The organism is Ideonella sp. (genome assembly GCF_041914305.1).
GTDB lineage: Bacteria > Pseudomonadota > Gammaproteobacteria > Burkholderiales > Burkholderiaceae_C > Ideonella.
Window position 1 is genome coordinate 1 of record NZ_JAYSDQ010000019.1, and the last position, 20,998, is coordinate 20,998.

A 20,998-nucleotide genomic window follows, 5' to 3' on the forward strand; every position below is an offset into this window, starting at 1 on the left:
ACCAGGGTATCTAATCCTGTTTGCTCCCCACGCTTTCGTGCATGAGCGTCAGTACAGGCCCAGGAGGCTGCCTTCGCCATCGGTGTTCCTCCGCATATCTACGCATTTCACTGCTACACGCGGAATTCCATCCCCCTCTGCCGCACTCCAGCTATGCAGTCACAAATGCAGTTCCCAGGTTGAGCCCGGGGATTTCACATCTGTCTTGCATAACCGCCTGCGCACGCTTTACGCCCAGTAATTCCGATTAACGCTTGCACCCTACGTATTACCGCGGCTGCTGGCACGTAGTTAGCCGGTGCTTATTCTTCAGGTACCGTCATGAGTCCCCTTTATTAGAAGGAACCTTTTCTTCCCTGACAAAAGCGGTTTACAACCCGAAGGCCTTCTTCCCGCACGCGGCATGGCTGGATCAGGCTTTCGCCCATTGTCCAAAATTCCCCACTGCTGCCTCCCGTAGGAGTCTGGGCCGTGTCTCAGTCCCAGTGTGGCTGGTCGTCCTCTCAGACCAGCTACAGATCGTCGGCTTGGTGAGCTTTTATCCCACCAACTACCTAATCTGCCATCGGCCGCTCCGTCCGCGCGAGGCCTTTGCGAGTCCCCCGCTTTCATCCGTAGATCGTATGCGGTATTAGCACAGCTTTCGCTGCGTTATCCCCCACGATCGGGCACGTTCCGATGTATTACTCACCCGTTCGCCACTCGTCAGCATCCGAAGACCTGTTACCGTTCGACTTGCATGTGTAAGGCATGCCGCCAGCGTTCAATCTGAGCCAGGATCAAACTCTTCAGTTCGATCTTGAATTTCGCTCAAAGAATTGAAGTGAACTTCACTTCCATGAGCATTTAAAGTCTTGCGACTCGCTTGATTACTCAAGCAAGCACTCGCCTTCAAACACCCACGCTTATCGGCTGTTAGTTTTTAAAGAACTTGTCGTCGGCCTTCGCTTTCGACTCGTTGCAGATCAGTGATCAGCAAAGAAGGAAGATTTTGACTTGTTTTTAAAACCTTGTCAAGCGCTCAACCTTTCGCGCTTTTCGCATCACCTTTCGGCTTTGCCGCTGATTTCGCTCTTGGCCGAGGCCTTTTGCTTGTCAGCGTCTGACCGCGTTTGCGATCAGCGAAGCCCACGACTATAGCAGCCTTTCAAACTGCAATGCAAGCGGGTTGGCGAAATTTGTTGAATCGCCGCCCGACAAGCGTCAGTTCGGGCGGGATTTCAGCAGCGCCACGCAAGCGTCTTGCGGGGCATCTGCCGCCAGCACGGCGCCAATCTGCGTGCGCAGGGCGCGCACGTCGGCCCTCAGCACGCGCTGCTTGATCGAGGCCACCTGCGCCGGGTGCATCGAGAAGCTGCGCAGGCCCATGGCCAACAGCAATTCGGTGAATGCCGGGTCGCCCGCCATTTCGCCGCACACGCTGACCCCCTTGCCCGCCTCGTTGGCACTGGCGATGGTGCGCTCGACGAGTTGCAGCACGGCCGGGTGCCACGGGTCATAGAGATGGGCCACCGCTTCGTCCGCGCGGTCGATCGCCAGCGTGTACTGGATCAGGTCGTTGGTGCCGATCGAGACGAAGTCGAAGTGGCGCATCAGTGCGGGCATCATCAACGCGGCCGCCGGCACTTCGATCATCGCGCCGAGTTCGACCTCGGTGTAGGCCACGCCATCGGCGCTCAGCTGGCGCTTGGCGCGTTCGACCGCCTGCAGAATCTGCAGCACTTCGCTCATGTGCGCGACCATCGGCACCAGGATGCGAACCTTGCCGAACGCGCTGGCACGCAGGATCGCCCGCAACTGCCGGCCGAACATCTCTGGCTCGGACAGGCTCCAGCGGATCGCCCGCAGGCCCAGCGCCGGGTTCAGCGAATGTTCGTGGCGCAACTCGTGTGCCGACATCCGGTCCAGCGGCTTGTCGGCGCCGACGTCGACCGTGCGGATCGTCACCGGCAAGCCGCCCATCGCCTGGACCACCGCACGGTAGGCCTCGAACTGCTCGTTCTCGTCGGGCAGTTGACCGCCCCGGTTCATGAAAAGGAATTCGCTGCGGAACAGCCCGACGCCGACCGCGCCGGCTTCGATCGCGGCGGCCGCATCCGACGGCAGCTCGATGTTCGCCAGCAATTCGATCACCTGACCGTCGAGCGTGACCGAGGGGGTGTGCCGCAGCCGGTTCAGCTTGGCCCGCTCCAGCTCGATCTGGCGCTGGCGGAAGCGGTATTCCTCCAGCACGATCGGCGACGGGTTGACGATCAGCACGCCGGTATCGCCGTCGATGATGACCCAATCGTCCTGCCGCACGATGCGGCTGGCCTCGCGCGCGCCCACCACGGCAGGGATGTCCATGCTGCGGGCCACGATGGCGGTGTGCGACGTGCGCCCGCCGACATCGGTGACGAAGCCGGTGAACACGCTGCGCTTGAACTGCAGCATGTCCGCCGGCGCGATGTCGCTGGCCACCAGGATCAACGGGTCTTCGCCGGCAAAGTCGCGCGCGGCGCCCGCGCCCGCATGCCCGTTCGGCGCGGTCTGCCGTGCCATGGCCTTCAGCAGGCGCTCGACGACCTGCTCGAGGTCCGCCTTGCGCTCACGGAGGTATTCGTCCTCCATCTCGTCGAACTGGCGCGCAATCACCTCGAGTTGCGCCGACATCGCCCACTCGGCGTTGTAGTGGCGCTCGACGATCCACTGCTTGGTCGCGTCGGACAACAACTCGTCGTGCAGCAACATCAGGTGCACGTCCAGCAGCGCCACCAGCTCGGCGTGCGCCTCCTCGGGCACTTCACTTTTCAGCGCCACCAACTCGGCCGCCACTTCGTTGCGCGCGTCGCGCAAGCGAGCCACCTCGGCCTCGACCTGGTCGGTGTCGATGAAGTAGTGCGCCACGTCGACCCGGCTGGACGCGACCAGCACCGCTCGGCCGATCGCGACGCCGCGCGATACCGGCTGACCGAAGACCTGGATGCTCATGGCTTCACTGTAGCAGCCGGTCCGAATGGCCGGGGGCCGCCTCGGCGCCCTGTCACGGCAGCGTCACCCGGCGGTCATGCACAGGTCATCACCGGGCCTGAGCATTTGCGGCAACCCGAAAGAGAAAGACGCTGTCATGAAAGAACTGCCGAACCCCACCTTGCCGCTGCTCAGCTTGATGGACTTCCGTTTCGGCCGCACGCCACGCACAGTGCCGCGCGAGATCCACCCCGGCGGATGGCGCGCCGGGACGGACACGCTGGCGCCGGCCAAGCCCGCCGCGGCGGCCCGGGAGCCGGAGTTCGAAGTGCGCTGGGCCCGCCATACCGACGAAGTGCGCGCTGCCCAGCGCCTGCGCCACGAGGTGTTCGTCGGCGAAATGGGCGCGCGTCTCACGCTGCCGGCCCATGCGCCAGCCGGGCACGACGTCGATCTGTTCGACGACTTCTGCGAGCACCTGCTGGTGCGCACGCTGGCCACCGACGATGCCCCGGCGCAGGTGATCGGCACCTACCGCGTGCTGACGCCGGCCGCCGCCCGCCGCGCCGGCGGCTATTACAGCGACACCGAGTTTGACCTCACCCGCCTGCGCCCGTTGCGCGACCGCATGGCCGAGCTGGGCCGCTCATGCGTGCACCCGCAGTACCGCTCGGGCGGCGCGATCCTGGCGTTGTGGGGCGCCCTGGCCGACTTCATGAGCCGCAATCAGCTCGACACGATGGTCGGCTGCGCCAGCATCGGCATGCGCGACGGCGGCCACACCGCCGCCAGCCTCTGGGCGCGGCTGCGGGCCAGCCACCTGGCCGGGCTGGAATACCAAGTGCGGCCCCGCCTGCCGCTGCCGGTGGACGAACTGGACCAATGCCTGGACGTGGAACCGCCGGCACTGATCAAAGGTTATCTGCGCTGCGGCGCCAAGGTGCTGGGGGCACCGGCCTGGGACCCGGACTTCAACACCGCCGACCTGCCCCTGCTGTTGCGCCTGTCGGATCTGCCGGCCCGCTATCGCCGGCACTTCCTGGGCGCCTAAGCGGCGCCGAAACGCGCCTGGCCCGGCTTGTGGCGGGCTACTGGCCCTCGCCGAACTTGTCGTCGATCAGCGCGACGATGGCGTCCATCGCCGGCTGCTCGTCGGCACCTTCGGTCTCGACCTCGACCTGGCTGCCCATGCCGGCCGCCAGCATCATCACGCCCATGATGCTCTTGGCGTTCACGCGCCGGCCGTTGCGGGTCATGAAGACCTCGCATTGGAAGCCGCCGGCCAGCTTGGTCAGCTTGGCCGATGCGCGGGCGTGCAGGCCCAGCTTATTGCTGATGGTGACGGTGCGACGGATCATTCGGCTGCGAGTGTAGTGGCTGGTCTTGCGGCTTCTGCGGCGATGCGGGCATCACCCCTTGCGTGCCGCCGACCAGCGCACGCTCGACCAACGCGTCGATCGGTTGCTGCGCGTAGGCCAGGGCGCGCCACAGCATCGGCACGTTCAGGCCCACCACCAGGCGCACGCCCACACCGTCGGCCACCCGCTGCGCCGCGTTGCACGGCGTGGCGCCAAACACGTCGGCCAGGATCAAGACTTCGGCGCCGGCCACACCGGCGCCGGCCCGCTGGACCGCGGCGCGGATTTCGTCTTCTGCCGTTTCCGCCGACCAGTCGGGCCAGACGTCCACGATCACCAGGGCTTCGCTGCGTTCGGCGAATACGTGCCGCGCCACGGCCTGCAAGGCCGTCGCCAACGGAGCGTGCGCAACGATCACCAATCCAGCCATGGCGCCATTATTGGCGAAGCGGCCCCGCTTACGGCGCGAACTGCAGGCCTTCGAAGAACGGTGAGTTCACCTTCGGGTCGGGCTGGCGGCCGATCACCGTGGCCTGCACGACCCAGGTGCCACGGGCGAAGACCGCCGTGTCCACACTCAGCGGCGCACCGTCGGGGCGCTGACTGCTCAGCCGCCAGCGCCCGGCGGCCGGCTGGGGCGTCGCGCCGGCCAGGCGCCAGTCGGCCACCGCCACGGGTTCAACGGGGCGGCCCAGCTTGGCCAGGCTTGCCTGTTTCAATGCCGACAACACCGGGCCGACGGCCGCGGGGTCCTTCACATCCGCCACGCTGACGGCAAAGGTGCCATCGGCCGCTTCGCAGGCGTGCATCGTCATCGTCACGGCCACGCCCGCCAGGTCGATCTGCCGGCTTTGCGCCACCGGGCGGCAGGGAAACATCGCCGCCAGACCGGCCCCGTCGATGCGGGCTTCGCGCCAGTCGAGCGCCGGCGCACAGCCGAGCACGAGGGCCACGCCAGCCAGCGCAGCCAACGTCGCCCAGCGGCGGGCAGGTGAAAAAGTGGTGAACGCTGCGTGCATTCGGCGCATTATCTCGGCCGGCCCCCGCCCGCCCGCTTGAGGCAGACGGGGTGCTGTCGACGGCAAAGGAGGCGGTTCGATGGCCGATGTGGTGCTCGTCCACGGCGCCTGGCATGGCGCCTGGTGCTGGCGCAAGCTGTTGCCGGGCTTGTGGGCGGCGGGGCACCGCGCCTTCGCGGTCGATTTGACCGGCCTGGGCGCCCGGCGCCATCTCTTTCGGCCCGACATCGGCCTGGCCCACCACATCGACGACGTGGTCGCCACGCTGGAAGCCGAGGAGTTGCAGCGCGCCGTGCTGGTCGGCCACAGCTACGCCGGCATGGTCATCACCGGGGTGGCCGACCGCTGCGCCGAACGGCTGGCCGCCCTGGTCTATCTGGACGCGGTGGTGCCCGACAGCGGCGAAAGCTGGTCCAGCACCCACACCCCCGCCACCCAGGCGCAGCGGCGCGCGCAGATCGCCGAATACGGTGGGCTGCTGCCACCCGACCCCTCGGTGTTCGGCATTGAGGGCGCCGATCGCGACTGGGTCCTGCGGCGCCAAAGCCTGCACCCGGGCGCCTGCTACGACGAGCCGCTGCATTTCGACGTCAAGCGCTGGTCCGGCCTGCGGCGGCACTTCGTCGATTGCCAGTCGCCCGCCCTGCCCACCATCGCCACCAGCCGGCAACGGGCGCGCGCGCAACCGGGCTGGCAGGTCAGCGCCCTGCCCACCGGCCACGACGCGATGATTTCGGCCCCGCAAGCCCTCGCCTTGTTGCTGGCGCCACTGTTGACGGCCGGCTGAAGCGCGAACAAATTCACGAATGGAATCGCGGCGGACGTTCTCCCCCCAACAACCGTGGGATGGACCCGCTTGTCACAAACGGACACCATTCGCGGCAACAAATCACGCCCCGGTTGATCCGATCGGACGCTCCACTGCCAAGTATTTCTCGACCGGCCAGCCGGTCCCCAGGGAGGGTCTGTGATCGGCGAACACATTGCCATGAACGCGCCAGACAGACTGCCTTCCACCATGCGTGCCGCGACTGCGACTTGGCCGCCCGAGGGCCAGGAAGAACACTACCGCGCGCTGATCGCGCAAATCGGCAGCGAAATCGGCGTCTCGCTGTCGAGTGCGCTCGAACGCGTGACGGCGCTGGCCACCACCGGCAAGATCGATCGCCCGGGCCTGAAAGCCCTGCGTGACGAGATCGAGCTGGCCCGGCGCATTGGCATGATGGGCCAGCAGTTGGCGCGCTTTGCGTCCGGCCGCATCCGCCAGTCGCCCGAAACCCTGAGCCTGACCCAGATGACGCGCGACGTGCTGATGCAGCGCGGTCGCGAGATCGGCGCCCGCGGCATCGACGTGCGCCAGGCCATGCGCCCGATCGACGTGATCGTCGACGCCACCTTGCTGCATTCACTGCTGCAGGCGCTGGTCGACTGGGCGATGGAGCACGCGCAGGCCAACCTCGAGTTCCGCATCGACCTGCGGCCCTGGCCGCCCCATGCCCGGCTGAGCTGCCACTTCAGCCACCGCCCACCGGCCGAGGTCGACAACGACGTGGTCGCGCGCCCCGACGGCGACACCCCGGTCGACCAGCTCGACACGATGAGCTGGCGCCTGGTGCAGCAGATCGCCTGGGCGCTGAAGCTCGGGCTGGAGCGGCAAGACGGCCCCGAAGGCATTGCCGCCGTGACGATCGAGTTCCCGCAGACGGTGACCGACCAGATGGAAGGCGTCACCGCGATCGAGATCGACCAGGGTTTCGGCGTTTCGGACAACTCCAAGCCGCTGGCCGGCGCGCAGGTGCTGGTGCTGGCGGGCCGGCGCGACCTGCGCACCGACATCCGCGAGGCCACGCGCCACATGGGCCTGGTGGTCGACTATGTCAGCTCGGTCGACGAAGCCGAAGAGTTCTGCCGCGACGCGCTGCCGCAGGCGGTGATCTACGAATCGGCGCTGGCCGGCCAGCGCTTCGACCGGCTGCGCGCCAGCATCGAGGCGGACGTGCCACATTTCGTGTTCATCGAGATCGCCCAGGAGGGCAACACCTTTGCGCTGTCCAACGAAGGTGATCGCCAGCACGCCACCCTGGGCCGCGACGCGGTGCTGGGCTCGCTGCCTTCGGCGCTGATCTTCGAACTCTCGCGCACGCTGTAGGCCGGGCCGGCTGCGGCCCGCCCGCCGGGGCTGGGCGCCGGCTCAGCCCTTGCCGAACACCTTGCTGAGGATCTCGCTGCCGGTGCCCACCGGATCCTTGCGGATCTTCTTTTCTTCTTCGCCGATCATCCAGTACAAACCGTCGAGCGCCTTGCGCGTGACGTAGGTCTGGATGTTGGCGTCTTCCTTCTTCACCAGGCCCATGCCGCTGGCCTTGCCGGCCACGGCGTTGTATTTGTCGGCCAGCGAGACCTTCTCGGTCGCCTCGGTCACGATGGGCAGGAATTTCTCGCCCAGCGGCACCCGCGTCTTGCCAGAGAAATACTGCGTGACGGACGTGTCGTTGCCACGCACGATCTTCACCGCGTCCGCCACGCTGAGCGTCTTCACTGCGTCCAGCAGCAGGGCTTCGGCTTCAGGCACGGCAGCTTCGGCGGCGCGGTTCATCGCCGTGATCAGTTCATCGACTTTTTTCTGCTGGCCGGTGAACTTCAGGATCTGCGACGCATCTTTCAAGAAGCCCGGCAGCGGGATCATCACCTTCGGGTTCTTCAAGAAACCGTCGGTGCGGCCCAGCAGGCTTACCGCCGACCTGGCCCCGCGTTCGAGTGCCGTCTTCACGCCCAACGAGGCATCGCCTTCGCTGAGCAGGCCCCCCAAGGCGGCGTGCGCAGCCGGGCTGAGCGCCCAACCGACCCACAGCAAGCTGCCGGACACCGTCGTAAACTGCCTGCGCTGCATCGCCGAACCTTTCATGAACATTGAACGCCGCCGTCATCTTGCGCTCTCGCTGGGCTGGGTGGCAACCGCACCGCTGGCCTCGCTGGCTTTGAGCGCCTGCTCGGCCCGCGAAAGCGCCCCCGATGTGGGCTACACGCTGCTCAATGGCGCGACCGCCCAACTGAAGGCGCAGCAAGGCAAGGTGATGCTGGTCAACTTCTGGGCCACCAGCTGCACGACCTGCGTTGCCGAGATGCCGCAGATCATCGCCACCCACGAGAAGTTCAAGGGCCGCGGCTTCGACACGCTGGCGGTGGCGATGAGCTACGACCCGCCCGCCTATGTGGCCAGCTTCGCCGAGCAACGCAAGCTGCCGTTCGGCGTGGCGATCGACAACACCGGCAGCGTGGCCAAGGCGTTTGGCGACGTGCGGCTGACGCCGACCACCTTCTTGCTCGACAAGAAGGGCGGCATCGTCAAGAAATTCGTCGGCGCGCCGGACTTCAACGCCCTGCACGGGCTGATCGAAGACCTGCTGAAAGAAGCCTGAGGGGCTGGCGCTCGCTCAGGCTGCGCCGGCCGTGCCGGCCACCCCGGCTTCAGCGGCCTGCTTGTCGGCGTGGTAGCTCGACCGCACCATCGCGCCGACCGCGGCGTGGCTGAAGCCCATCTTCTGGGCCTCGGCCTCGAACATCTTGAAGGTGTCCGGGTGCACATAGCGGCGCACGGGCAGGTGGTGGCCCGACGGCGCGAGGTACTGGCCGATCGTCAGCATGTCGACGCCGTGCGCGCGCATGTCGCGCATCACCTCGAGGATCTCTTCGTCGGTTTCGCCCAGGCCCACCATCAGGCCGCTCTTGGTCGGCACGTGGGGCACCGCGTCCTTGAAGCGCTTGAGCAGGTTCAGGCTGAACTGGTAGTCCGAGCCCGGGCGCGCTTCCTTGTACAGGCGCGGCGCGGTTTCGAGGTTGTGGTTCATCACATCCGGCGGCGCGGCCTTCAGGATGTCCAGCGCGCGGTCCATGCGGCCGCGGAAGTCGGGCGTGAGGATCTCGATGCGCGTGGCCGGCGACAGCTCGCGCACCTGGCGGATGCACTCGACGAAGTGGCCGGCGCCGCCGTCGCGCAGGTCGTCGCGGTCGACGCTGGTGATCACCACGTACTTCAGCTTCAGCGCGGCAATCGTCTTGGCCAGGTTGGCCGGCTCGTCGGCGTCCAGCGGATCGGGGCGGCCGTGGCCGACATCGCAGAACGGGCAGCGCCGCGTGCACTTGTCGCCCATGATCATGAAGGTGGCCGTGCCATGGCCGAAGCACTCGCCGATGTTCGGGCACGAGGCTTCTTCACAGACGGTGTGCAGCTTGTGTTCGCGCAGGATCTGCTTGATCTCGTAGAAGCGCGTCGTCGGCGAGCCGGCCCGCACGCGGATCCAGTCAGGCTTCTTCAGCACCTCGGCCGGCACGATCTTGATCGGGATGCGCGCCGTCTTGGCCTGGGCCTTCTGCTTGGCGGAGGCGTCGTAGTCGGCGCCGGTCTTGGCTTCGTGGGTGGTGTTCAGCGTGGCCATGGGGTCCAGTTCAGCGGCTCAGGTGCACGGACAGCCGCTCGGCCAACTGGCCCGCGACAACTTCAGGGTTTGCACGGATGCCCAGTGTAACGAGGTCGACGGTGCGCAGGCCTGCGTAGCCACACGGATTGATCCGCTCGAAGGGCTGCAGATCCATCGCGACATTCAACGCCACCCCGTGATAGGTGCAGTGGTTGCTCACTTTGACGCCCAGCGCCGCGATCTTGCCGAGTCCGTCGAACGGGTCTTGCCGGGGCCCGGCCGGCAGGCCGGCGTGCAGTGGGTCGGCCAGGTTCACGTAGATGCCCGGCGCGCCAGCCACGCGAAAGCCGATCACGCCCCAGGCGTCCAGCGTCTGGATCACCGCCGCTTCGAGGCGGAAGACGTATTCCTTGATGTAGATGCCCAGGCGCTTCAGGTCGATCAACGGGTAGGCCACCACCTGGCCCGGGCCGTGGAAGGTGACTTGGCCGCCGCGGTTGCTGGGCACGACCGGGATGTCACCCGTCGCCAGCAGATGCTCGGGCTTGCCGGCAATGCCCTGCGTGAACACCGGCGGGTGCTCGACGATCCACAGCTCGTCCGGCGTGTCTGGCTGCCGCTCGGCGGTGAAGCGGCGCATCGCGTCGTAAGTTTTCTCGTAGGGTTGCCGACCCAGGAACTGGAGATGCGGCGCGCTCGGCGTGTCGGGCATGGGCGAATTGTCGGCCAGGTCCATGCATCGCCCCGGCCCCAGCGTGGCCGGCCCTTCGGCGTATGGTGGCAACCGGGTCAGCCAGGAAGCAAAAGAGATGAGCAAGTTTTCGATCGGGCTGCTGTTGGCAGCGGCCGTGTTCGCCGGCCCGGCGGTGGCGGACGAGATGATCCCCGCCGAGCGGCACGCCGCCCTGGGCGAGGCAGTGGCAATGTACGAGCGTGGCGACCTCGGTGGCGCCGAATTACGCTTCACCGCGCTCGCGGCAGCGGGTGAAGCGGCAGCGGCGCACAACCTGGCCGTGATGCACCTGCGCGGCGAATTGCCCAACCCCAGCGTCGCCCGCGCGCGCGACTTGCTGATGCAGGCGGCCGGCCAGGGCTTCGTCACCGCGCAGCTGGCCCTCGGCGAGTTGTACGAAAGCGGCCGCCTCGGTGCGCCCGACCTGCCCGAGGCGCTGGCCTGGTACGAGCGCGCCGCGCTGTCGGGCAGCGTCGATGCCGAGGTTGCCACCGGCACCGCCTATTTCATGGGCCGAGGCACGCCGGTGGATTCGGCCCAGGCTGTTCACTGGTACCGCCAGGCCGCCAACCATGGCGACGTCGGCGCGCAGTACATCCTCGGCTCGATGTACGAAAAAGGCGACGGGGTCTCGGCCGACCTGCGGCTGGCGCGCTACTGGTACGCCGCCGCCGCGCGCCAAGGCGACGAAGCGGCGCCGGCCAAGCTGAAGGACATCGACGCTCGGCTCACCGCGCAGTGACCGGGCGCAACGCTCAGAGCACCACCTTGACCATCGGGTGCGTCGACAGCGTGCGGTAGAGCTCGTCCAGCTGGTCGCGGCTGGTCGCCGTGATGGTGATCGTCACCCCGAGGTAGTTGCCCGCCTTGCTGGGGCGGGTTTCGACGGTGGCGGCATCGAAGCCCGGGTCGAACTGCAACGCGACCGCGACCACGGCATCGACGAACCCCTCGACGTGCGCGCCCATCACCTTGATCGGGAAGGCGCTCGGGTATTCGATCAACGACTGGTCGGGTGGGATCTCGGGCATCACGGGTCAGACTCAAATAAAGGCTTAGGCCACAGGAACGTGGGGGCGTCTGGGCGTCGTTCAACCCAGCGGCGCCGTCACGCTCAGATCGACTGCTCGCGCTTGGCGCGCTGGTAGGCCTCGTACAGCCGGCCGTAGACCGGGCCTGGCTTGCCGCGCAGCGCACCGTGCCCGACCAGGTCGCCGTCGAGCTTGGTCACCGCCAGCACCTCGCGGCCCGACGAGCTGAGCAGCAACTCGTCGGCGGCGCGCACATCGGCCTCGCTGATCGGGCGCAGGTTGTAGGCGATGCCCTCTTCCTCGCACAGCTCGCGCAGCAGCGCGACGCGAATGCCCTCGAGCACGTGCTCGTTCATCGGCGGGCCCAGCAGCGCGCCCTCGTGCACGATCCACACATTGCTCGACGAGCCCTCGGTCAGCCATGGCCCGCCGTGCGGCCCGTCGCGGAACAGGATGGTCTCGGCCGCGCCCTGGTCGACCGCGATCTGGCGCGCCAGCACGTTGCCCAGCAGCGAGGTGGCCTTGATGTCGCCGCGCTCCCAGCGAAAGTCGCGCGCGCTCACGCACGCCACGCCCTGGTGCCGCGCCTCCGCCGGCACCGGCTTGTACGGGTTGCTCATGATGAACACCGTCGGCGCGATGTCGGTCGGCATCGCGTGGTCGCGCATCGCAACACCGCGGGTGACCTGGATGTAGAGCAGCTGGTCGTCTGCCGGCTGGGCGGCGATCACGCGGCGGGCCCGCTCCAGCCAGTCGGCCGGGCTGCGCAGGCCCGGCGGCGGTGCGATGCGCAGCTTGTCCAGGTTGCGCGCCAGGCGGGCCATGTGGTCGTCGAAGCGAAACAGGCGCCGCCCATAGACCGGGATAGCTTCGTAGATGCCATCGCCGAAGATGAAGCCCCGGTCGAGCACGCTGACCTTCGCCTGCGACAGCGGCAGCAATTCGCCATTCAGATCGCACAAGGTGTCAGGCAGGGCGCTCATCGGGACCTCCAGGGCGGGACCAGTGCGGAACCATCGGTGCGGGATTTCCCGCACGCTTGCGGAGATTACTTGATCCAGAGGCGAATGGCATCCCAGGCGCGGCCCCAAATGCCGGCCAGTGGCACTTCTTCGGCCACCACCAGCGGCAAGGCCGCCACCGGCGCGCCACCGGCCGTGGTCACCTTCAGCGTGCCCACGCGCTGGCCTTTGGTCAGCGGCGCCACCAGCGGGTCGGTGCGCTCGATCATGGTCTTCAGCTTGTCGCCCTCGCCGCGCGGCACGGCCACGAACAGCGAGCCTTCGCCGACCAGCTTGGCCTCGCTGGCCTGGCCTTTCCACACCGGCACGGTCGCCACCGGCTTGCTGTTGTCGAACAGGCGCACCGCGTCAAACGCGGTGTAGCCCCAGTTGAGCAGCTTCTGGCTTTCGTTGGCGCGGGCCTGCATCGAGTCGGTGCCCATCACCACCGACAGCAGGCGGCGCTTGCCGTTCGGGAAATCGCGCTGGGCCGACGACACCAGGCAGTAGCCGGCCGCCTCGGTGTAACCGGTCTTCATGCCGTCGACGCTCGGGTCGCGCCGCAGCAGCAGGTTGCGGTTGTCCTGCCGGATGTTGTTGAAGCTGTATTCCTTGACCGAGTAGTAGGGGTAACGGTCGGGAAAGTCCAAGATGATGTGCTGGGCGATCACCGCCAGGTCACGCGCGGTGCTCGAGTGGCCCGGCTCGGTCAGCCCGGTCACGTTCTTGAAACTGGTGTTCTTCAGGCCCCAGGCCTGGGCCTGGCGGTTCATCATCGCGACGAAGTTGTCGACCGAGCCGCCCACGCCTTCGGCCAGCGCGACCGACGAGTCGTTGCCCGAGACGATGATCGTGCCGCGCAGCAGTTCGTCGACGGTCGGCGTCATCTTCGGGTCGATGAACATCAGCGAGCCGCCGCCCTTGCGCTCGGCCCAGGCCCGCTCGGACACCGGCAGCCGCTGCTCCAGCGTCAGCTTCTTGTCGCGCAGCGCCACGAAGGTCAGGTAGGCCGTCATCAGCTTGGTCAGCGAGGCGGGCTCGGCCGGCGCGTCGGCATTGCGCTCGGCCAGCACCTGGTTGGCCGTCATGTCGATCAGCAAATAGCCGCGGGCGGCGATCTCGGGCGGCTGCGGCGCCTGCGCGGCGGCGTGCAGGCTGAAGGTGACGGCGGCAGCGGCCAGGCAAAGGGAACGGAGAAAACGGGTCATCGAGACGGTCACAGGGAGCCAGAGGTAGGAGAGAGAGTCGCCCGCGGCGCCCGGGTTCACCGGTGCCAGTTGCGAACGACGATGGATTTCAGCAGCGTCAGCTGGCCGTGGAAGAAGTGCCCCACGCCCGGCATCACGATCACCGGCAGGTGTTGCGGGCGGGCCCAGTCCAGCGTCGCGGTCAGCGGCACCACGTCGTCGACCTCGCCGTGCACAACGATGGTGTCGGCCGGCACCGGCGCGACCTCGAAGTTCTGCGTCGCCGGCCCCACCAGCACCAGCCGCTCGGCCGGGGCCCCCGTGTCGGCCAGGCGCTTGGCGGCCTGTGACGTGACGTAGGCGCCGAACGAAAAGCCGCCCAGTGCCAGCGGCAGCGCCGGGTCACGGTAGGCGGCGACGACTGCCAGCGCATCGTCGATCTCGCCGCGGCCTTCGTCCCACGCCCCTTCGGACGCGCCGGTGCCGCGGAAGTTGAAACGCACCGCGCGGTAACCGAGCTGCACGAAGGTGCGCGCCAGCATCTGGGCGACCTTGTTGTCCATCGTGCCGCCATGCTGCGGGTGCGGGTGGCAGATGACCGCCACGCCCCGCACCGGCGTGTCGGGCGGCGGCAGGTCGATCGCGGTCTCGATCGCGCCGGCCGGGCCGGCGATGCGCTGCCGCTGGGTGTTGCTGTTCATCACGTCAACGCGGCTCGGTTCAGCGGCCGACGTCTGGCGGCAGCATCAGGCGCTCGACCGGCTGGCCGTTCTTCAGGTGCGATTCGACGATCTCGTCGATGTCCTGCTCGTCGACGTAGGTGTACCAGACGCCTTCGGGGTAGACCACCGCCACCGGCCCGCCGGCGCAGCGGTCCAGGCAACCGGCCTTGTTGACGCGCACGCCACCCGGGCCGGCGAGCCCCGCCGCCTTGACCTGCGCCTTGCAGTGCGCGAAGCCCTCCTGCGCGGCGTGTTGCATACAGCTGGCTTCGCCGCTGTCACGCTGGTTCAGGCAGAAGAAGACGTGGTGCTTGTAGTAGCTCATTCCCGAATTGTAGAAGTCACCTTCGTGGCGGCCGCCGCATCACCCAGGGTCTTGCCCACGCGGCACAAGCGAGCCCAGGTGCGCCGCCAGCCACAGCAACGCCGCCACCGGCCACAGCCAGCCCAGCCACTGCGCCAGGCCATGGAAGTGGATGAAACGCCCCTGCTCCCAGCCCTGCAGGCTGAGCGCGAAATACGGGTCCGACGGGGCCTGCGCAACCAGCATCAGGCTCGCCGACAGCGTCGCAACACCCAGCACCGCCACCAGCGGCCCCGGCGCCCGCAGCATCAGCCCCGCCACCGACAGCGCCAGCACGCAGGCCGGCACCACCACCGGCGTCAGCCAGGCCAGCGCATGGGCCGGGCCGAAATTCAGCGCGGCCGACAGCGTGGTGGTGGCCAGGCCCAGCACCGCGGCGCCCAGCGCCATCGCCACCCGGCGCCAACCGGGCCGCGTGACCACGAAGGCCAGCAGGCAGGGGCCGAGCAGGCCCAGCGCGATGCCCATCGCCTCGGGCAGGGCCGACAGCTGGCCTTCGGGCGGCGGCGAGTCTTCGAGCCAGGCCAGCACCTCTTCGGCGCCGCGCACATCGACCAGCAGGTCCATCAGCCCATCCTGCAAGCGGGCCCAGCTGGGGCCCAGCCCCAGCGGCATCGGCGTGGGAAACAGCAGCCCCAGCGGCCAGGCCAGCAGCAGCGCCAGCGCGCCACCGCTGCGGTGGATGAACCAGCGGTCGCGCGCGTGCTGCCAGAGGTCGACCCAGCCCAGGCGCAGCGCCAGCGCCGAAAGCGTGGCGCCAGCCACCGCGCCGGCGGTGTTCATGGCCCAGTCGAGCCGCGACGGAAACCGCGGGGGCAGAAACTGCTGCGTCAGCTCCATGCCGAACGACAGCAACGACATGGCTACCACCGCGAACAGCCACCACGGGCCGGGCCGGCGCCCCCCGCGCACGCCGGCCGCGTGCACCAGCGCCGCCACCGGGATGTAGCCGAGGTAGTTGGCCCAGATGTCGAATTTGTAGCGCTGCCGGGGCAGCGGCAGCTGCATCAGCTCCCACAGCGACGCGCCGGCCGGCCAGCGCCAGCCGGTGAACGGGTACAGGCTGGCGTAGACCACCACGCCCACCGCCAGCCAGGCCAGCGGCAAGGCCGAGCTGTGGTGACGCCGTGCGCCGCTCGGGTCTGGCACCGACGCGCCCCGCGTCAGAACGGCTTGACCACCACGAGCACCACGATCAGCGCGAACATCAGCACCGACACCTCGTTGAACACCCGGAACCAGCGCTCGCTGCGGCGGTTCTTCAGCTGTTCGAACTTGCGCAGCATCGGCAGGCAGGCGTGGTGGTACCCGACGACCGCCAGCACCAGCACCAGCTTGGCATGCAGCCAGCCATTGCCCGGCCCGCGCCAGACCGAATAACCCAGCCACAACCACAGCCCGAGCAGCAGCGCCGGGATCATCAGGATCGTCGCGAAACGGTACAGGCGCCGGGCCATCAGCAGCAGGCGCTCGCGCTCGGCGTGGCTGTCGCTCGGCACACCGGCCAAATTGACGAAAAACCGCGGCAGATAGAACAGGCCCGCGAACCAGCTCGCCACGAAGACGATGTGCAGTGCCTTGACCCAGAGGTACAAACCAGTCATGCGACCGATTATGGCGGTGCACAAAAGAAAGAGCCCCGACCGTGGGCCGGGGCTGAAAAGCCTTGACGCTGTCATCACGTAAAGGCACCTGCTCAGGGAGGAAAAGCAGGGAGAAACACCCTCACGGGCATCGCTCAAGAACAACTTTAACACCGCAGGGTGGCTCTGTACCATAGGCGGCCGTCACAATTTTTGGCGTTTGGCGCCACTGGTTTCCCAGGCTGCGCCCCTCTCGGGCGGCGGAGTTTTCGACACCGCCGCAACACTTCTTTGCCTGTCCCCTATTCATGCTGCCTGCCTACCCTGCCAGCCGCCCACGCCGCCTGCGCCGTGATGCCTTCAGCCGCGCCTTGGTGCGCGAAAACGTGCTCACCTGCGCCGACCTGATCTACCCGGTGTTCGTGCTGGACGGCGAGAACCGCGTCGAAGACGTGGCCAGCATGCCCGGCGTGCAGCGCCTGAGCGTGGACCGCCTGTTCGCCCAGGCCGAAGCCTGCGTCGCGCTGGGCGTGCCGGTGATGGCGCTGTTCCCGAACATCGACCCGGCGCTGAAGACGCCCGACGGCCGCGAGGCCACCCGGCCCGACGGCCTGGTGCCGCGTGCGGTGCGGGCGCTCAAATCACGCTTTCCCGAGCTGGGCCTGCTGACCGATGTGGCGCTCGACCCCTTCACCAGCCACGGCCAGGACGGCCTGCTCGACGCGAACGGCTACATCATCAATGACGACACCGTGGCGGTGCTGCGCGAGCAGGCGCTGGTGCAGGCCGACGCCGGCGTCGACATCGTCGCGCCGAGCGACATGATGGACGGACGCATCGGCGCGATCCGCCATGCGCTGGAGGCCAAGGGCCACATCCACACCAAGATCATGGCCTACAGCGCCAAGTACGCGAGCGCCTTTTACGGCCCGTTCCGCGACGCCGTCGGCTCGGCCAAGAGCCTGGGCAAGAGCGACAAGAAGACCTACCAGATGGACCCGGCCAACAGCGACGAGGCGCTGCGCGAGGTGGCGCTGGACATCGCCGAGGGCGCCGACATGGTGATGGTCAAGCCCGGCATGCCGTACCTGGACATCGTGCGCCGCGTGAAGGACGAGTTCCACATGCCGACCTTCGCCTACCAGGTCAGCGGCGAGTACGCGATGGTCAAGGCCGCCGCCGCCAACGGCTGGCTCGACCACGACGCGGTGATGATGGAGTCGCTGCTCGCCTTCAAGCGCGCCGGCGCCGACGGCGTGCTGAGCTACTTCGCGCTCGACGCGGCGCGGCTGCTGAAATCGGCTTGACCGGCCGCATCGACGAAGGGGCCGCGGTGCGCATCTTCCACATCACGGCCGACCACTTCAGCGAGTTGGCCGAGCTGCCCGCGGCGCTGCCGCCGCAGGGCTTTGTCTGGGTCGGCAGCGGCCGGCGCGAATTCGAGGTGCAGCGGGCCGAGATCCAGGCCGCGCTGCAGCGCTGGGCCGGCGCCCCCCTGGTCGACCTGCACGTCAGCGACCTGCTGAACAACCAGCTGCCATCGCACTTCGAAGACACCTCGTGGTACGAGATGCTGGTCTTTCGCCGCCTGGCCACCACGCCGACGGGCAAGAACCTGTTTGTCGACGACACCCACGGCACGCTGGCCTCGGCCCAACAGGCGCTCGACGCGATCGACACCAGCCCGGTCGGCTTTGCGGTGTTCGACCGGGTGTTGCTGACGATCCACCCGACCGACTGCCTGGTGCGCGAGTTCTTCGCCCAGCGCCTGACCCAGCAGGCCGCCGAAAGTGACCTGCGCGGCACCGGCCGGCTGCCGTCGAGCCCCGCAGACCTGATGCTGCGCATGGTCAACCACATGGTCGACAGCTACCTCGACCTGCGGCGCCTGCTGACACGCCAGCTGACCACGCTGCAGACCGAGTTGCTCAACCCCAAGGGCCATTTCCACGACTGGCAGGTGCTGCTGGGCAGCCGCAACGCGCTGCACATGCTGGAAGACACCTGCGAAGACCAGCGTGCCGCGATGCAGGAGTGGATCGACGCGCTGGACGAATGGCCCGCCGAGGCCGATGCGGGCGCCAAGCGCGAGCGCGAACTGCTGCGTGTGCGCTCGCGCGACGTGCTCGAGCACATCGAGCGCGTGCTGACGCATGTGCGGCGGCTGGAGTCTTCGGCCGAGGCCGCGGTGCAGATGCACTTCTCGGCACTGAGCCACCGCACCAACGACATCATGCGCACGCTGACCGTGCTGACCGCGATCTTCCTGCCGCTGAACCTGATCACCGGCATCTTCGGCATGAACTTCGAGGTCATCCCGTTGACCCACGCCGTCACCGGCTTCTGGGTCGCGATCGCGATCATGGTCGCCGTGGCGATCGGGCTGGGCGGCTTCTTCTGGCGCAAACGCTACCTGGGCACGCACGTCAGGCCTTGAGCCCCACGGCGCCCGCCGGGCGCCGCGTTGGGACCTTCAGCGGCGCTGACGGTAGGGGTCTTTCAAGCCCAAGCCGAGCAGGATCTCGGTCTCGCGGGCTTCCATCGCCTCGGCGTCTTCGTCGCTGGTCTCGTGGTCCCAGCCCTGGGCGTGCAGGGTGCCGTGCACGAGCAGGTGGGCGTAGTGGTCGGCAATGGATACGCGCAGCTCGCGCGCCTCGCGCGCCACCACCGGCGCGCACAGGATCAGGTCGGCGTGGACCACCGGCTCTTGCGCGTAGTCGAAGGTCAGCACATTGGTCGCGTAGTCCTTGCCACGGAACTCATGGTTGAGTTGGCGGCCTTCGTCTTCGCCGACGATGCGCACGGTGATCTCGCCCGGCGCATCGAGCGCCGCGCGCACCCAGCGCGCCACGCGGTGGCGCGGCAGCTGCTCGCGGTGGCGCGAGTCGGCGAACTGCAGGCTCAGGCTGAGCGAGGGCTTGGCCACGCGGCTCATGTCCCTGCCCCATGCGCGCCGTCGCGGGGGCCCTGGTGCGCTTCGTAGGCCTCGACGATGCGCGCCACCAGCGGGTGTCGCACGACATCGGTCGAATTGAATCGGGTCATCGCGATGCCCTTCACGCGCTTGAGCACCTCGGCCGCATCGACCAGCCCGCTGGGCATGCCGCGCGGCAGGTCGATCTGGCTGATGTCGCCGTTGACCACCGCCTTCGAGCCGAAGCCGATGCGGGTCAGGAACATCTTCATCTGCTCGGGCGTGGTGTTCTGCGCCTCGTCGAGGATCACGAACGAATGGTTCAGCGTGCGCCCGCGCATGAAGGCCAGCGGCGCCACCTCGAGCAGCCCCTTCTCGAACGCCTTCGTCACGCGGTCGAAGCCCATCAGGTCGTACAGCGCGTCGTACAGCGGGCGCAGGTAGGGGTCGACCTTCTGCGCCAGGTCGCCGGGCAGGAAGCCGAGGCGCTCGCCGGCCTCCACCGCCGGGCGCGTGAGGATGATGCGCTGCACCTGGCTGCGCTCCAGCGCATCGACCGCGCAGGCCACCGCGAGAAAGGTCTTGCCGGTGCCGGCCGGGCCGATGCCGAAGGTGATGTCGTGCGACAGGATCTGGCGCAGGTATTGCACCTGGTTCGGCGTGCGGCCGACCAGGTCGGCGCGGCGCGTGTGCAGCACGATCTCGCCATCTTCGCCAGGCACCACCGGCGCCTTGGCCGGGTTGCGGCGTAGGTCGTCCAGCGCCAGTTGGAGCGTCTCGGCATGGATCGGTTTCTTGGCCCGCTCGTACAACGATTCGAGCAACGCCAGCGTACGCTCAGCATCGCGCTTCGAGCCATCGATCTTGAAAGCGCCTTGCCGCCGCGTGATCGCCACCGGCAGCACTGCCTCGATCGCACGCAGGTTCTCGTCCACCGCGCCGCACAGGTGTGACAGGCGGGTGTTGTCGAGCGGAGAGAAGGTGTGGCGGAGGATCACGCAGGGCCTCGGTGAATCGGCAGGCCACGATTGTCCGGCAAACGATAATCCCCGCCCATGATCGGCCGCCTCTCGGGTTTGCTCGCGGAAAAGTCCCCGCCGCTGGTGTTGGTGGATGTCAACGGTGTCGGCTACGAAGCCGATGTGCCGATGAGCACCTTCTACAACCTGCCGGGGCTGGGTGAGCGCGTCACGCTGCTGACCCACCTGGTGGTGCGCGAGGACGCGCACCTGCTGTACGGCTTTCTCACGGCGTCAGAGCGCAGCACGTTTCGCGAGTTGATCAAGATCTCGGGCGTCGGCCCGCGCACCGCGCTGGCGATCCTGTCGGGGCTGTCGGTGGCCGAGTTGTCGGCGGCGATCTCGCGGCAAGAGGGCGGCCGGCTGCAGAAGGTGCCGGGCATCGGCAAGAAGACCGCCGAGCGGCTGCTGCTCGAGCTCAAGGGCAAGCTCGGGCCCGAGCTCGGCGCCCCCTCGACCCAGGTGACCACCGACGCGCAGGCCGACATCGTGCAGGCGCTGATGGCGCTGGGCTACAACGAGAAAGACGCCGGCGCGGCGCTGAAGAAGCTGCCGCCGGACATCGGCGTCAGCGAGGGCATCAAGCTGGCGCTGAAGTCGCTGGGCTGACGAGCGGGTCAAGGGCGAAAGCCCCGCGGGGCGATGGCGTGGCGCATCCAGTCGCGCCCACGGGTCGTATAGGGCGGGCAGTTGCCTTTGA

The 20,998-nt window shown here is 67.8% G+C and carries 24 protein-coding genes and 1 rRNA gene; 8 read left to right on the forward strand and 17 right to left on the reverse strand.

The genetic code is table 11. The features are described from left to right. A 16S ribosomal RNA gene (locus ACE3SG_RS22250) occupies positions 1-795 on the reverse strand; the annotation flags it as partial. A 408-nt stretch (positions 796-1,203) separates the two neighbouring features. Beyond that, complete coding sequence (gene ptsP, locus ACE3SG_RS22255; protein ID WP_374568414.1) at positions 1,204-2,970, reverse strand: phosphoenolpyruvate--protein phosphotransferase; 1,767 nt, start codon at positions 2,968-2,970, stop codon at positions 1,204-1,206. A gap of 136 nt (positions 2,971-3,106) precedes the next feature. Here ptsP and ACE3SG_RS22260 point away from each other — a divergent pair, with 136 nt between their 5' ends. Beyond that, on the forward strand, positions 3,107-4,000 hold the full coding sequence (locus tag ACE3SG_RS22260; RefSeq protein WP_374568415.1) for a GNAT family N-acetyltransferase: 894 nt from the start codon (positions 3,107-3,109) through the stop codon (positions 3,998-4,000). 37 nt (positions 4,001-4,037) lie between these two features. On the opposite strand, the gene ACE3SG_RS22265 is transcribed toward ACE3SG_RS22260, so the two are convergent. Genes ACE3SG_RS22265 through ACE3SG_RS22275 form a run of 3 tightly spaced genes read right to left on the reverse strand, consistent with a single transcriptional unit; the run spans position 4,038 to position 5,326 of the window. Then, positions 4,038-4,307: an HPr family phosphocarrier protein gene (locus ACE3SG_RS22265; RefSeq protein ID WP_374568416.1), complete on the reverse strand. Its 270-nt coding sequence runs from the start codon at positions 4,305-4,307 to the stop codon at positions 4,038-4,040. Beyond that, positions 4,276-4,737: a PTS sugar transporter subunit IIA gene (locus ACE3SG_RS22270; RefSeq protein WP_374568417.1), complete on the reverse strand. Its 462-nt coding sequence runs from the start codon at positions 4,735-4,737 to the stop codon at positions 4,276-4,278. Before ACE3SG_RS22270 ends, ACE3SG_RS22265 begins: the two co-directional genes overlap by 32 nt. A gap of 28 nt (positions 4,738-4,765) precedes the next feature. Then, positions 4,766-5,326, reverse strand: a complete 561-nt coding sequence (locus ACE3SG_RS22275) for a hypothetical protein (protein ID WP_374568418.1) — start codon at positions 5,324-5,326, stop codon at positions 4,766-4,768. A 79-nt stretch (positions 5,327-5,405) separates the two neighbouring features. On the opposite strand from ACE3SG_RS22275, the gene ACE3SG_RS22280 reads away from it, so the two are divergent. Both ACE3SG_RS22280 and ACE3SG_RS22285 read left to right on the forward strand, forming a co-directional pair. Then, positions 5,406-6,113, forward strand: coding sequence for an alpha/beta fold hydrolase (locus ACE3SG_RS22280; RefSeq protein WP_374568419.1), 708 nt, complete (start codon positions 5,406-5,408; stop codon positions 6,111-6,113). Between the two features lie 231 nt (positions 6,114-6,344). Further along, positions 6,345-7,475: a hypothetical protein gene (locus tag ACE3SG_RS22285; RefSeq protein ID WP_374568420.1), complete on the forward strand. Its 1,131-nt coding sequence runs from the start codon at positions 6,345-6,347 to the stop codon at positions 7,473-7,475. Between the two features lie 42 nt (positions 7,476-7,517). On the opposite strand, the gene ACE3SG_RS22290 is transcribed toward ACE3SG_RS22285, so the two are convergent. Beyond that, positions 7,518-8,216, reverse strand: a complete 699-nt coding sequence (locus tag ACE3SG_RS22290; RefSeq protein ID WP_374568541.1) for a DUF4197 domain-containing protein — start codon at positions 8,214-8,216, stop codon at positions 7,518-7,520. Between the two features lie 13 nt (positions 8,217-8,229). Between ACE3SG_RS22290 and ACE3SG_RS22295 the strand changes: the two genes are divergently transcribed. After that, positions 8,230-8,745, forward strand: coding sequence for a TlpA disulfide reductase family protein (locus tag ACE3SG_RS22295; protein WP_374568421.1), 516 nt, complete (start codon positions 8,230-8,232; stop codon positions 8,743-8,745). Between the two features lie 15 nt (positions 8,746-8,760). Here the strand turns inward: ACE3SG_RS22295 and lipA are convergent, their stop codons facing one another. Both lipA and lipB read right to left on the reverse strand, forming a co-directional pair. Continuing rightward, the gene (gene lipA, locus ACE3SG_RS22300) at positions 8,761-9,762 is read right to left on the reverse strand and encodes a lipoyl synthase (RefSeq protein WP_374568422.1); all 1,002 of its coding nucleotides are present in this window, start codon (positions 9,760-9,762) and stop codon (positions 8,761-8,763) included. A gap of 10 nt (positions 9,763-9,772) precedes the next feature. Continuing rightward, the gene (gene lipB / locus ACE3SG_RS22305) at positions 9,773-10,456 is read right to left on the reverse strand and encodes a lipoyl(octanoyl) transferase LipB (protein WP_374568423.1); all 684 of its coding nucleotides are present in this window, start codon (positions 10,454-10,456) and stop codon (positions 9,773-9,775) included. A gap of 97 nt (positions 10,457-10,553) precedes the next feature. Between lipB and ACE3SG_RS22310 the strand changes: the two genes are divergently transcribed. Next, positions 10,554-11,219, forward strand: a complete 666-nt coding sequence (locus ACE3SG_RS22310) for a tetratricopeptide repeat protein (protein WP_374568424.1) — start codon at positions 10,554-10,556, stop codon at positions 11,217-11,219. Positions 11,220-11,232: 13 nt separating this feature from the next. Here ACE3SG_RS22310 and ACE3SG_RS22315 read toward each other — a convergent pair whose 3' ends face one another. The 7 genes from ACE3SG_RS22315 to ACE3SG_RS22345 form a co-directional block, all read right to left on the reverse strand. Next, complete coding sequence (locus ACE3SG_RS22315) at positions 11,233-11,508, reverse strand: YbeD family protein (protein ID WP_374568425.1); 276 nt, start codon at positions 11,506-11,508, stop codon at positions 11,233-11,235. Between the two features lie 83 nt (positions 11,509-11,591). Next, on the reverse strand, positions 11,592-12,491 hold the full coding sequence (locus ACE3SG_RS22320; protein ID WP_374568426.1) for an aminotransferase class IV: 900 nt from the start codon (positions 12,489-12,491) through the stop codon (positions 11,592-11,594). A 65-nt stretch (positions 12,492-12,556) separates the two neighbouring features. Continuing rightward, complete coding sequence (locus ACE3SG_RS22325; RefSeq protein WP_374568427.1) at positions 12,557-13,717, reverse strand: D-alanyl-D-alanine carboxypeptidase family protein; 1,161 nt, start codon at positions 13,715-13,717, stop codon at positions 12,557-12,559. A gap of 56 nt (positions 13,718-13,773) precedes the next feature. Next, positions 13,774-14,397, reverse strand: coding sequence for an alpha/beta hydrolase (locus ACE3SG_RS22330; protein ID WP_374568428.1), 624 nt, complete (start codon positions 14,395-14,397; stop codon positions 13,774-13,776). Between the two features lie 19 nt (positions 14,398-14,416). Continuing rightward, entirely contained in the window at positions 14,417-14,743 is a 327-nt protein-coding gene (locus tag ACE3SG_RS22335) for a ferredoxin (RefSeq protein WP_374568429.1), read from the reverse strand. A gap of 39 nt (positions 14,744-14,782) precedes the next feature. Further along, entirely contained in the window at positions 14,783-15,931 is a 1,149-nt protein-coding gene (locus ACE3SG_RS22340; protein WP_374568430.1) for a teicoplanin resistance protein VanZ, read from the reverse strand. Between the two features lie 14 nt (positions 15,932-15,945). Continuing rightward, entirely contained in the window at positions 15,946-16,386 is a 441-nt protein-coding gene (locus ACE3SG_RS22345; RefSeq protein ID WP_374568431.1) for a CopD family protein, read from the reverse strand. A gap of 287 nt (positions 16,387-16,673) precedes the next feature. On the opposite strand from ACE3SG_RS22345, the gene hemB reads away from it, so the two are divergent. Both hemB and ACE3SG_RS22355 read left to right on the forward strand, forming a co-directional pair. Then, positions 16,674-17,672: a porphobilinogen synthase gene (hemB, locus tag ACE3SG_RS22350; protein WP_374568432.1), complete on the forward strand. Its 999-nt coding sequence runs from the start codon at positions 16,674-16,676 to the stop codon at positions 17,670-17,672. Positions 17,673-17,698: 26 nt separating this feature from the next. Next, complete coding sequence (locus ACE3SG_RS22355; protein ID WP_374568542.1) at positions 17,699-18,802, forward strand: magnesium transporter CorA family protein; 1,104 nt, start codon at positions 17,699-17,701, stop codon at positions 18,800-18,802. A 36-nt stretch (positions 18,803-18,838) separates the two neighbouring features. Here ACE3SG_RS22355 and ybeY read toward each other — a convergent pair whose 3' ends face one another. Both ybeY and ACE3SG_RS22365 read right to left on the reverse strand, forming a co-directional pair. Beyond that, positions 18,839-19,300: an rRNA maturation RNase YbeY gene (gene ybeY, locus ACE3SG_RS22360; RefSeq protein WP_374568433.1), complete on the reverse strand. Its 462-nt coding sequence runs from the start codon at positions 19,298-19,300 to the stop codon at positions 18,839-18,841. Further along, on the reverse strand, positions 19,297-20,277 hold the full coding sequence (locus ACE3SG_RS22365; RefSeq protein ID WP_374568434.1) for a PhoH family protein: 981 nt from the start codon (positions 20,275-20,277) through the stop codon (positions 19,297-19,299). Before ACE3SG_RS22365 ends, ybeY begins: the two co-directional genes overlap by 4 nt. A gap of 57 nt (positions 20,278-20,334) precedes the next feature. On the opposite strand from ACE3SG_RS22365, the gene ruvA reads away from it, so the two are divergent. Then, positions 20,335-20,907 carry a Holliday junction branch migration protein RuvA gene (gene ruvA / locus ACE3SG_RS22370; RefSeq protein WP_374568435.1) on the forward strand — a complete coding sequence of 191 codons (573 nt, stop codon included), beginning with the start codon at positions 20,335-20,337 and terminating at the stop codon, positions 20,905-20,907. Positions 20,908-20,998: the final 91 nt, after the last annotated feature.